At 69.6% G+C, this 11,476-nt stretch carries 10 protein-coding genes; 8 read left to right on the top strand and 2 right to left on the bottom strand.

Features of this window, described 5'->3' with window-relative positions; genetic code table 11:
- Positions 1-141 precede the first annotated feature (141 nt).
- Positions 142-3,783, top strand: a complete 3,642-nt coding sequence (locus AC0VYD_RS05395) for a multifunctional oxoglutarate decarboxylase/oxoglutarate dehydrogenase thiamine pyrophosphate-binding subunit/dihydrolipoyllysine-residue succinyltransferase subunit (protein ID WP_475478857.1) — start codon at positions 142-144, stop codon at positions 3,781-3,783.
- Between the two features lie 151 nt (positions 3,784-3,934).
- Positions 3,935-4,114, top strand: coding sequence for a DUF6104 family protein (locus tag AC0VYD_RS05390; protein WP_191268298.1), 180 nt, complete (start codon positions 3,935-3,937; stop codon positions 4,112-4,114).
- An 84-nt stretch (positions 4,115-4,198) separates the two neighbouring features.
- Here the strand turns inward: AC0VYD_RS05390 and AC0VYD_RS05385 are convergent, their stop codons facing one another.
- Positions 4,199-4,672 carry a hypothetical protein gene (locus AC0VYD_RS05385; protein WP_475478856.1) on the bottom strand — a complete coding sequence of 158 codons (474 nt, stop codon included), beginning with the start codon at positions 4,670-4,672 and terminating at the stop codon, positions 4,199-4,201.
- A 192-nt stretch (positions 4,673-4,864) separates the two neighbouring features.
- On the opposite strand from AC0VYD_RS05385, the gene AC0VYD_RS05380 reads away from it, so the two are divergent.
- The 3 genes from AC0VYD_RS05380 to AC0VYD_RS05370 all read left to right on the top strand — a co-directional run bounded on the left by AC0VYD_RS05380 (position 4,865) and on the right by AC0VYD_RS05370 (position 6,968).
- Positions 4,865-5,716, top strand: coding sequence for a DUF4097 family beta strand repeat-containing protein (locus tag AC0VYD_RS05380; protein ID WP_475478855.1), 852 nt, complete (start codon positions 4,865-4,867; stop codon positions 5,714-5,716).
- Positions 5,717-6,703, top strand: coding sequence for a PadR family transcriptional regulator (locus AC0VYD_RS05375; protein WP_475478854.1), 987 nt, complete (start codon positions 5,717-5,719; stop codon positions 6,701-6,703).
- Positions 6,704-6,788: 85 nt separating this feature from the next.
- Positions 6,789-6,968, top strand: coding sequence for a hypothetical protein (locus tag AC0VYD_RS05370; RefSeq protein WP_475478853.1), 180 nt, complete (start codon positions 6,789-6,791; stop codon positions 6,966-6,968).
- A gap of 72 nt (positions 6,969-7,040) precedes the next feature.
- Here AC0VYD_RS05370 and AC0VYD_RS05365 read toward each other — a convergent pair whose 3' ends face one another.
- Positions 7,041-8,234, bottom strand: coding sequence for an NAD(P)-dependent malic enzyme (locus tag AC0VYD_RS05365; RefSeq protein WP_475478852.1), 1,194 nt, complete (start codon positions 8,232-8,234; stop codon positions 7,041-7,043).
- 384 nt (positions 8,235-8,618) lie between these two features.
- Between AC0VYD_RS05365 and AC0VYD_RS05360 the strand changes: the two genes are divergently transcribed.
- Genes AC0VYD_RS05360 through AC0VYD_RS05350 form a run of 3 tightly spaced genes read left to right on the top strand, consistent with a single transcriptional unit; the run spans position 8,619 to position 11,372 of the window.
- A complete protein-coding gene (locus AC0VYD_RS05360; protein WP_475478851.1) occupies positions 8,619-9,542 on the top strand; it encodes a transporter substrate-binding domain-containing protein in 924 nt (307 codons plus the stop codon).
- A gap of 43 nt (positions 9,543-9,585) precedes the next feature.
- Positions 9,586-10,548, top strand: coding sequence for an amino acid ABC transporter permease (locus tag AC0VYD_RS05355; RefSeq protein ID WP_475478850.1), 963 nt, complete (start codon positions 9,586-9,588; stop codon positions 10,546-10,548).
- Entirely contained in the window at positions 10,548-11,372 is an 825-nt protein-coding gene (locus tag AC0VYD_RS05350; RefSeq protein WP_475478849.1) for an amino acid ABC transporter ATP-binding protein, read from the top strand. Before AC0VYD_RS05355 ends, AC0VYD_RS05350 begins: the two co-directional genes overlap by 1 nt.
- Positions 11,373-11,476 lie beyond the last annotated feature (104 nt).

Raw genomic sequence — 11,476 nt, 5'->3', positions numbered from 1 at the left:
GGTATCCGACGAGTGCTGGCCAGGGCAGATTCTCCCCCTGTGCGGGGAGCGACCACATGCTTCTTTGAGCCCGCCTTGCCAGCAGCCACCCGTCTTTCCTACACATTCACAAGCGAGCTGCGGAAGTGGGCGATCTCCGCCGTGTCGTCTGAGGCGTCTCAACCCCTGACAGATTTCGGCCCGAACGAGTGGTTGGTCGAGGAGCTTTACCAGAAGTACCTCACCGACCCGAATTCGGTTGACAAGGCTTGGTGGAACTTCTTCGCGGACTACAAGCCCGCGGACTCGGCCAACGGGAAGGGTGGGGGCACTGCGGCCGCGAAGGCGCAGACCGAGAAGGCCCCTGCCGCACCCGCGCCGAAGAAGAAGGCCGCGGCCCCCGCCGCTGCCGCCAAGGACAACAAGAGCACCGATGATGCACTCCAGGTCAAGGAGGAGCGGCTGCGTGGCGCAACCGCTCGCACCGCGACCAACATGGAGTCGAGCCTGACCCTGCCGACCGCGACGAGCGTGCGCGCGGTGCCGGTCAAGCTGCTGTTCGACAACCGCATCGTCATCAACAACCATCTCCGGCGCGGTCGCGGTGGGAAGGTCTCCTTCACCCACCTCATCGGCTACGCCATGGTCAAGGCCCTCAAGGCCATGCCGGAGATGAACCACTCCTACACGGAGCTGGACGGCAAGCCCGGCGTCGCCAAGCCCGAACACGTGAACTTCGGTCTGGCGATCGACCTGCAGAAGCCCGACGGCTCCCGTCAGCTGGTCGTGCCCTCCATCAAGAAGTCCGACGAGATGGACTTCAACGAGTTCTGGGGCGGCTACGAGGACCTGGTCCGCAAGGCCCGCAACAACAAGCTGGGCGTTCCGGACTTCCAGGGCACCACGATCAGCCTGACCAACCCCGGCGGCATCGGCACCGTGCACTCCGTGCCGCGCCTGATGCCCGGGCAGGGCACCATCCTCGGTGTCGGCGCCATGGAGTACCCGGCCGAGTTCCAGGGCGCGTCCCAGGACACCCTGAGCGAGCTCGGCATCAGCAAGGTCATGACGCTCACCTCGACGTATGACCACCGGATCATCCAGGGTGCCCAGTCGGGCGAGTTCCTGCGCCGGATCCACCAGCTGCTTCTGGGCGACGACGGTTTCTACGACGAGATCTTCAACTCGCTGCGGATCCCGTACGAGCCGGTCCGCTGGGTGCAGGACATCCACGTCAACAAGGCGACCCAGCTCGACAAGACCACCCGGGTCCAGGAGCTCATCCACGCCTACCGCGTGCGCGGCCACCTCATGGCCGACACCAACCCGCTCGACCACGAGCAGCGCAAGCACCCGGACCTGGACGTGCTGGAGCACGGCCTGACCCTCTGGGACCTGGACCGCGAGTTCCCCACCGGGGGCTTCGGCGGCAAGCAGGTCATGAAGCTTCGCGACGTTCTGGGCGTGCTGCGCGACACCTACTGCCGCACGGTGGGTATCGAGTACATGCACATCCAGAGCCCGGAGGAGCGGGAGTGGATCCAGGCGCACGTCGAGCGCGAGCACGAGAAGCTCGACCGCGACGAGCAGCTGCACATCCTGCGCCGACTCAACAGCGCGGAGGCCTTCGAGACCTTCCTGCAGACCAAGTACGTGGGTCAGAAGCGCTTCTCCCTGGAGGGCGGCGAGTCGCTGATCCCGCTGCTGGACGGGGTGATCTCCAAGGCCGCCAGGGCCGAGCTGGACGAGGCCGTCATCGGCATGGCCCACCGCGGCCGCCTGAACGTGCTGGCCAACATCTGCGGCAAGTCCTACGGGCAGATCTTCGGTGAGTTCGAGGGCAACCTCGACCCGCGCAGCGCGCACGGCTCCGGTGACGTCAAGTACCACCTGGGCACCGAGGGCACGTTCCAGACCGCCGACGGCGACAAGATCCAGATCACGCTGGCGGCCAACCCGTCCCACCTGGAGACGGTGGACCCGGTGGCCGAGGGCATCGTCCGCGCCAAGCAGGACGTCCTGGACAAGGGCCCGCAGGGGTTCACGGTCCTGCCCATCCTGATCCACGGCGACGCCGCGTTCGCCGGTCAGGGCGTGGTCGCCGAGACCCTGAACCTTTCGCAGCTGCGCGGCTACCGGACCGGCGGCACGGTGCACGTCATCGTGAACAACCAGGTGGGCTTCACCACCTCGCCGACCGACAGCCGCTCCAGCGTGTACGCCACGGACGTCGCACGGATGGTGCAGGCGCCGATCTTCCACGTCAACGGGGACGACCCCGAGGCCGTGGTCCGGGTCGCGCACCTGGCCTTCGCCTACCGTCAGACCTTCAACAAGGACGTCGTCATCGACCTCGTCTGCTACCGGCGCCGCGGGCACAACGAGGGCGACAACCCCGCGTTCACCCAGCCGCTGATGTACGACGTCATCGACGCCAAGCGCTCCACCCGCAAGCTGTTCACCGAGTCCCTCATCGGCCGCGGTGACATCACGGTGGAGGAGGCGGAGTCGGCGCTGCGCGACTACCAGACCGAGCTCGAACGCGCCTTCACCGAGACCCGCGAGGTCGAGCGGAAGCCGGTCGAGGCGGGCGCCGTGGTCAAGCCCGAGGTCTTCACCGAGTCCCGGCTGGACCACTCCAAGGTCGAGACGGCGGTCAGCACCGAGACGGTCAAGCGGATCATCGACACCCAGGTGTCGCTGCCCGAGGGCTTCACGCCGCACCCGCGGCTGGCGCCCCAGCTCTCCCGCCGCGCGTCGATGGTCGAGAACGACACCGTCGACTGGGCCACCGGTGAGCTGCTGGCCTTCGGTTCGCTGCTGATGGACGGCCACCCGGTCCGCCTGATCGGTCAGGACAGCCGCCGCGGCACCTTCGGCCAGCGGCACGCCACGCTCATGGACCGCGAGACCGGTGAGAACCACACGCCGCTCAAGCAGTTCGACAACGGCACCACCAAGTTCCACGTGCACGACTCGCTGCTCAGCGAGTACGCGGCGCTGGGCTTCGAGTACGGCTACTCGCTGACCCGGCCGGACGCCCTGGTGATGTGGGAGGCGCAGTTCGGCGACTTCGTCAACGGCGCCCAGACCATCATCGACGAGTACATCAGCGCCGGCGAGCAGAAGTGGGGCCAGCGCTCCAGCGTGACCATGCTGCTGCCGCACGGCTACGAGGGCCAGGGGCCGGACCACTCCTCGGCCCGTATCGAGCGGTTCCTGCAGCAGTGCGCTCAGGAGAACATGACCGTCGCGATGCCGAGCACCCCGGCGAGCTACTTCCACCTCCTGCGGTGGCAGGCCAAGTCGCCGTTCGAGCGTCCGCTCGTGGTGTTCACGCCGAAGTCGCTGCTGCGGCTGAAGGCCGCGACCTCGGCCGCCGAGGACTTCACCTCGGGCCACTTCCAGCCGCTGGTCGGGGACGACTCGCTCGCGCCGGAGAAGGTCCGCCGCGTGGTCATCTGCTCGGGCAAGATCTACTACGACCTGGACGCGGCCCGCCGCAAGAGCGGTGACAAGCACACCGCGATCATCCGGGCGGAGCGGCTCTACCCGCTGCCGATCGAGGAGATCCGGGAGCAGCTCAAGGCCTTCCCGAACGCGGGTGAGGTCCTGTGGGTCCAGGAGGAGCCGGCGAACATGGGGCCGTGGCCCTTCGTCGCGCTGGTCTTCTCCGAGCAGCTCGACCGCCCGTTCACCCGGATCTCGCGTCCGGCCTCCTCCGCGCCCGCGGCCGGTTCGGCCAAGCGGCACGAGGCCGAGCAGCGGGCCCTGGTGGACACGGTGTTCCCGCCCGCCGAGTAGGACTGGGAAGCGAAGGGCGTGCCAGGGTTCTGCAAGACGAGTCAAGCCGCTAGCGAGGAACGAGCGTCAGGCGCCGACGAGGATGAAGAACCCCTGGCCTCCCAAACGCCCTGAGCCCCGGCCGAACTTGTGAGGCCGTAGAAGGAACAGCATGTACTACACCGATCGCGGAATCGAGGAGTTGGAGAACCGCCGCGGCGACGAGGAGGTCAGCTTCGCCTGGCTCGCCGAGCAGCTGCGGGTGTTCACCGACATCAACCCCGAGTTCGAGACACCGGTCGAACGACTGGCCACCTGGTTGGCCCGGTTGGACGACGAGGACGAGGAGTAGTCGCACGGAGCCGCGCTGAGCGGTGCTTCCGGCCGGAGGGGCCCGGGTCGATCCGACCCGGGCCCCTCGCGTGTGTCCGGGGCCTCAGACGGCGGTCGCGCGGAACCACTCCCGGCTGGACCTGGCGAGCAGCAGGAGGAGGAAGAGTCCGGGCAGAATGAGCGCGCCCAGGATCGCGGCCCAGAGGAAGGGCTCCGTGCCCCCGTTCAGGACCGCGTCGGCCAGCACGAGGGCCGTGTCGCAGCCGATCGCCGCGAGGGCCCAGCGCCGTCCGGTCCGCCCGCCCCGGCCGAGCAGGACGGCGGCGGTGCCGTACAGGACCGCCCACAGGGCGCTGAGGGCGACGGTGCCCACCTCCTCCGCCGGGGTCAGGGCCGGCTCGCCGAAGGCCTCGGGTTGCGTGAACAGCGCGTACACGCCCAGCCCGGCGAAGAGGAAGTTCAGGGCGGAGAGGGTCGCCGTGAGGCTGAACAGGACGCGGAGGAACCGCAGGGCGCGCGGCATGGGCGGGCTCTCGGGCAGGGACGCCTTCTCGGCGGGGGCCTGTGGGGGATGCACGGTGGGGTACTCCTCGCTGTTTTGTGCGTATTCGCAGGTTGGGTCCCCATTCAAGCGCAGGCCCGCGCCCCCGGCGGCCGGGGGAAGCCCCTAGGTACCCCTGAGCCGACCCTGAAATCCGCGACATATCTTGAGTTCGGCAGACACGAGACATATCGTGAAGTCATCGAGAGCGAGCGGAAAGGGTTCACGATGGCACGATGGACCATCGACAGTCCGATGACCCACACCCTGGACGGCATCGTCGCCCTGAAGGTGCGGATCGTCGGCGGCCAGGTCAACATCATCCCCACGGATGACCCGGTCACCTTCGAGATCACCGACATCGAGGGCGAGCCCCTGGAAGTCACCCAGGAGGCGGGCATCCTCACCGTCCACTACCGGGACCTCACCGGCCAGGGCCTGTTGGACCGGCTCAAGCCCATCCAGCTGAGCGGGTACAGGAACATCGCCTCGCGACGGGCCACGGTCAACCTGCGGGTTCCGCGCGCCTGTCCGGTCGAGGTGACCACTGCCAGCGCCCCCGTGGTGGTGGCCGGCCTGACCTCCCGCACCCGGGTGCGCACCGCCACCGGCGAGATCACCCTGGACGGCGTCTCCGGCGAGACCGAGCTCAACACCGCCTCGGGCAACGCCTCGGTGCGCGCCCCCGGCGGCGCCCTGGGCTTCAACAGCGCCAGCGGCCAGCTGGCGGTGGCCGGCGGCCGCCTGTCCGAACTGCGCGCCAAGTCCGCCTCCGGCCACGTGCTGGTCGACACGGACCTGGCGCCCTCCGCCCGGGTCCGGGTGAACACGGTCTCCGGCGAGGTGGCCCTGCGGGTCCCCTCGGAGAGCTCCGCCACCGTGGAGTTGCGCACCGTCACCGGGAAGGTGGACTCCGACTTCGGCCTGGACCGGCGCAGCGCTCCGGCCCGCAGCGCCCTGAGCGGCAAGATCGGCGTGGGCGTCGACCCCGCCTCCATCAGTGTCAACACCGTGTCCGGCCGGACCGCACTGCTGCGACGCGCGCCCGAGGCTCCGGCCGCGATCCCCGAGGGGGCCTGAATGAGTACCATCTTCGGCCACGGCAGGCTGCGCCTCTACCTGCTCAAGCTGCTGGACGAGAGCCCGCGGCACGGTTACGAGATCATCAGCCTGCTCCGCGACCGTTTCCTCGGCGTGTACTCGCCCTCCCCCGGCACCATCTACCCCCGGCTCGCGCGGCTGGAGGAGGAGGGCCTGGTCACGCACACCGAGGAGGGCGGCCGCAAGGTCTACAGCCTCACCGACAAGGGGCGTGCGGAACTGCGCGCCCGCAGCGGCGACCTGGACGACCTGGAGCAGGAGATCACCGACTCGGTGCGCGACATCGCCCGGGCGGTCAAGCAGGACGTGCGGGCCACCATCAGCTCCCTGCGCGACGAACTCAAGTTCACCGCGGGCGGGAGCCGCCGCGACCCGGCCGGCGAGGCCGCAGGAGAGCAGCGCTCCGAGGAGCGGGAGCCGGACGGGCGCGCCGACGACGACCGGGGCCGTGAGCGGCAGCGGGACCGCGACTGCGGGGACAGCGGCATGTGGGCCCGCGAGTGGGAGCGGTTCGCCCAGGGCCTCGGCTCCTTCGGGGCCGCCTGGGGCCGCAACGAATCCGAACGGGGCGAGCACACCGGCGAGGAGTCCGGGGAAGGGGCGGGCAAGGACGACCGCCCGGACCTGGAGCACGCCCTGCGTGACTTCTCGGTGCGGGTGCGCGACATGGTCCGCGGCGCCGGGCAGGTGGGCGGGTCCGCCGCACACGACCTGCGCCGCATCCTCGACGACACCGTCGAGGTGATCCGCCGCGACATGAGTCGCTGGGGCCCGCCCGAGAAGGACGACGGGGAGGACCGCGAGGGCCCGGAGGGCGCGGACGAGGGGCCCCGGGGGCCGCAGGGCGCGGACGAGGGGCCGTCGGACGAGGAGCCCGGGTCGCGCCGGGACGCCCGTCCGATGCCGCCCACCGGAGGCGACCCCTGGTCCGCCGCCACCGGCGAGGACGACCGGAAGAGGGACTGACCGGCAGCAGGGGCCCGGAGGACCGCGCGGGGGCGTGGTCCTCCGGGCCCCTCGGTCGCATCATCCGAAGGAGAAGGAAGAACCCGTGCTGGTCCCGTACACGATCGAGGAGGACGAGAGCGGCCGCTGGCGTGCCCGCGCCCTGCTGCGCCCCGGCACCGGCGCCCACGGCGAGGGGGACACCCCGGACGCCGCACTCGCCGACCTGCGCGCGGCCCTGGCGCTCCTGACCGAGGAGTTCGGCACCCCCGCAGAGCTGATGTGAGGGCCCGGTCCGTACGGTCGCGGACCGGGCCCCTCGTGTCGTGCCCGGGCCTGTGGCTCCCGGGGCCCGTGCCTAACGGCGGGCGACGCCGTCCTGGCGGGCCTGTGCGGCGACCGCTGCGGAGACCGCCGGGACCACCCGCTCGTCGAAGGAGCTGGGGATGACGTAGTCGGCGCTCAGGTCGTCACCGACGAGCTCGGCCAGCGCCTTGGCAGCGGCCAGCTTCATGTTCTCGGTGATGTCGGTGGCCTGGACGTCGAAGGCGCCCCGGAAGACGCCGGGGAAGGCCAGCACGTTGTTGATCTGGTTCGGGAAGTCGCTGCGCCCGGTGGCGACGACGCTCGCGTACCTGCGGGCGACGTCCGGGTGCACCTCCGGGTTGGGGTTGGCCATGGCGAAGATGATCGCGTCGTCGGCCATGGTGGCCACGACCGATTCGGGGACCTCGCCCGCGGAGAGCCCGACGAACACGTCGGCGCCGTTGAGGGCGCTCTCGATGGAGCCCTGGATCCCGGCCTTGTTGCTGATCGAGGCCAGCTCCTGCTTGACCGGGGTCAGGCCCTCGCGGCCGTCGTAGATCATGCCCTTGGAGTCGGCCACGGCGATGTCGCCGATACCGCCGTCGACGAGCATCTTGGTGACGGCGACGCCCGCGGCGCCCGCTCCGGAGACGACGACGCGCAGATCGGCCAGGGTGCGGCCGGTGAGGCGGGCGGCGTTGTGCAGCGCGGCGACGGTCACGATGGCGGTGCCGTGCTGGTCGTCGTGGAAGACCGGGATGTCCAGGCGCTCACGCAGCTTGGCCTCGATCTCGAAGCAGCGCGGGGCCGCGATGTCCTCCAGGTTGATGCCGCCGAAGGAGGGCGACATCCGCACGACGGTCTCGACGATCTCGTCGACGCCGGTGCAGTTGAGCGCGATCGGCACGGAGTCGACGTCGCCGAACTGCTTGAAGAGCAGCGACTTGCCCTCCATGACCGGCAGGGAGGCCTCCGGGCCGATGTTGCCCAGGCCGAGCACGGCGGTGCCGTCGGTGACGACGGCGACCAGGTTGCTCTTCCAGGTGTAGGTCTCGACGAGGTCGGGGGTCTCGGCGATGGCGTCGCAGACGCGGGCGACGCCGGGGGTGTAGGCGAGGGACAGGCCCTCGTGGTCACTGACGTCCACGGAGGAGGTCACGTGCAGCTTGCCGCCGCGGTGCATGGCGAAAGCCGGGTCCTCGTCCAGCTTGGACGTGTTCTGGGTACGCGAAGAAAAGGTGGTCACTACTCAAACCCCTCGGTCTGCTGTTCGTCCACGTCGGCCATGACGGGGACGGTCGGCGTTAGCCACGGACCGCGCGCGAAGACGTAAGGGTGCTAGGGGAGCTCTCCGCGGCGCCGGTCGGCCATGACCGGTTGTGTCGCCGGGGGAGACAAGTCTTCGCCGGACTCCTATGCGAGTACTGCGCGTCCGCCTCTCACGGGGATGACCCGTTACGCAATCCTCTCACAACGGTGACCAGAGGAAAATCGCGGGTCGACACGATGGAACGTTACCGACGCATCACTTCATGAAGCATAATGTCCTGAATGTCGCCACCGGCAGGCCGCGTCCAACGCTGAACCCGGCTCTGAACAGGCACTCCGTGCTCCCAGAAGGAGACCCCACATGGCACTGCGCAAGCCCCTGTCCGAGCCCCGGACCTACCTCACCGCCCTCACCGCGGCCGGTGTCCTGGCCCTGACGGCCTGCGGCGGCGGAGAGGACGCCACCGACGACACGGCGGCGCCCGAGGCGCCCGAGGTGGCGGTCGACGAGGAGCTCGCCGCGCTCGTCCCCGAGGACATCGCCGAGGCCGGCTCCGTCACCATCGGCGTCGAGGCCTCCTACCCGCCCGGTGAGTACCTGGACGAGGACGGCGAGACCGTCCTCGGCTTCAACGTCGACCTGCTGGAGGCCGCCCTCGGCAAGCTCGGCCTGGAGGCAGACTGGGAGCCGACCACCTTCGACTCGATCATCATCGGGGTCGACACCGGCACCTACGACCTCGGCTCCTCCTCCTTCACCGTCACCGAGGACCGGATGGAGGCCGTGAACATGGTCAGCTACTTCTCCTCCGGCACCCAGTGGTTCGGCCCGGCGGGCAACCCCGAGGGCGTGGACCCCGACAGCGCCTGCGGCCTGCGCATCGCCGTGCAGTCGAACACCACCCACGACGCGGACATCGAGGCCCGCAGCCAGGAGTGCGTCGACGCCGGCGAGGAGGCCATCACCATCGAGAAGTTCCAGACCCAGCCGCAGGCCACCGAGACCGTCGTCTCCGGCCTGAACGACGCCTCCCTGGCGGACCTGCCGACCTCGCTGTACGCCCTGCAGCAGACCGGCGAACAGCTGGAGTTCATCGGCGACCAGTACGACGCCGCCCCCTACGGCATCCTCACCCACCAGGACGACGAGGAGCTCGCGGAGGCCGTCGCCGCCGCCTTCAACGCCATGATCGAGGACGGCACCTACGAGGAGGTCCTCGGCGAGTGGGGTATCGAGGTCGGCGCCATGGAGGCCGCTGAGGTGAACCCCTCCGTCGAGGGGTAGCTCCTCCGACCGCTCCCGCCCGACACCAAGCGAAAGTCTGAACGTGACCTCACCGAGCGAACCGGTGGGCGGCCCGGGGCCGAAGGAACCGACCCCGGGCCGTTCGGCCGCACCGATCACAGCCGTCCCCGTCCGGTACCCCGAACGGTGGGTGGCAGCGGGGATCATCCTCGTCCTCGCCGCGATGTTCGTGCACATGCTGTTCACGAACCCCGCGTTCAACTGGCCGTTCATGCTCGACAACATGTTCTCGGAACCGGTGGTCCGGGGCGTGTGGGTGACATTGAGCGCGACCGTGCTGTCGATGGTCATCGGCGTCGTCCTGGGCATCGTCCTCGCGGTGATGCGCCTGTCCGGGAACCCCGTCCTGGTCACGGTCTCCTGGACGTACACGTGGTTCTTCCGCGGCGTGCCCCGGCTCGTGCTGGCGGTGCTCTTCGGCAACCTCGCCATCCTGTACTCGACCATCCACATCGGCCTGCCGTTCGACAACTACTGGATGCCGTGGCTCGGCCTCGAGGGCGACGCCCGCTTCTTCGAGATCGACGCGCGCACCCTGCTCACCGGCTACACCGCGGGTCTGCTGGCCCTGTCCCTGTCCGAGGGCGCCTACATGGCGGAGATCATCCGCGCCGGCCTGCAGTCGGTCGACAAGGGGCAGACCGAGGCGTCCCAGGCCCTGGGCATGAGCAAGAGCAAGATCATGCGGCGGATCACCCTGCCGCAGGCGATGCGGGTCGTCATCCCCCCGACGGGCAACGAGACCATCGCCATGCTCAAGGACACGGCGCTGCTCGCCTACGTACCGGTGACCATCGAGCTGTTCTACCAGCTCCAGGCCATCGGCACCCGGAGCTACCAGATCTTCCCGATGCTGGTGGCGGCGTGCCTGTGGTACCTGGCGATCACCAGTGTCCTGATGACCGGTCAGTACTTCATCGAACGCAGGTTCAACCGGAGCGGGCGCGGCACGGCCCGGGAGAGCATCGCCGGAGGGGCGCACTGATGGCTGAGAAGACCAGGGACCACGGGGAGCAGGCCGCACCCGAAACCGCGGCGGGCGCGCCCGGGGACGCCCTCGTGGTGGCCGAGAACGTGCACAAGAGCTTCGGGCGCCTGGAGGTGCTCAAGGGCATCGACCTGCAGGTCCGGCGAGGCGAGGTCATGTGCGTCGTCGGCCCCTCGGGGTCGGGGAAGTCCACCTTCCTGCGCTGTATCAACCACCTGGAGAAGCTCACCGCGGGCCGCCTGTGGGTCAACGGCGAGCTGATGGGGTACCGCCAGAAGCGCGGGCGCCTGTACGAGCTGCGCGACAGCGAGATCGCCGCCCAGCGCAGCGACATCGGAATGGTCTTCCAACGCTTCAACCTGTTCCCCCACCTGACCGTGCTCGGCAACATCATCGAGGCTCCGGTCCAGGTCAAGCGGGTTCCCAGGGCCCGAGCCACCGAGCGTGCCATGGAAATGCTGGAGCGGGTCGGGCTGCCGGACAAGGCGAACGCCTACCCCGAACAGCTCTCCGGCGGCCAACAGCAGCGCGTGGCGATCGCCCGCGCACTGGCCATGGAGCCGTCGCTCATGCTGTTCGACGAGCCCACCAGCGCCCTGGACCCGGAACTGGTCGGTGAGGTCCTGGACGTCATGCAGGACCTGGCCAGGGGCGGCATGACCATGGTCGTGGTCACCCACGAGATGGGCTTCGCCCGCGAGGTCGGCGACTCGCTGGTCTTCATGGACGACGGCGTCGTGGTGGAGTCGGGGGCGCCCGCCGAGGTGCTCTCCAACCCCCGGCACGAGCGCACCCAGGCGTTCCTCTCCAAGGTCCTCTGACACCGGGTCCACCCGGTCGGACCGTCCCGGGCCCCGCGTTCCTCCGCGAGCGCGGGGCCGGGCCCCGCCCGTGCCCCGACACGGCGACGCCCGCCGAGCCGGGG

It is taken from the genome of Nocardiopsis sp. iso_40 (assembly GCF_056173285.1).
This window is presented reverse-complemented; position numbering and strand designations above follow the sequence as displayed.

Coding starts and splice junctions, on each gene's coding strand:
- AC0VYD_RS05375 (WP_475478854.1), top strand. CDS start 5,717: ATGAGTACCATCTTCGGCCACGGCAGGCTGCGCCTCTACCTGCTCAAG.
- AC0VYD_RS05360 (WP_475478851.1), top strand. CDS start 8,619: ATGGCACTGCGCAAGCCCCTGTCCGAGCCCCGGACCTACCTCACCGCC.
- AC0VYD_RS05350 (WP_475478849.1), top strand. CDS start 10,548: ATGGCTGAGAAGACCAGGGACCACGGGGAGCAGGCCGCACCCGAAACC.
- AC0VYD_RS05390 (WP_191268298.1), top strand. CDS start 3,935: ATGTACTACACCGATCGCGGAATCGAGGAGTTGGAGAACCGCCGCGGC.
- AC0VYD_RS05380 (WP_475478855.1), top strand. CDS start 4,865: ATGGCACGATGGACCATCGACAGTCCGATGACCCACACCCTGGACGGC.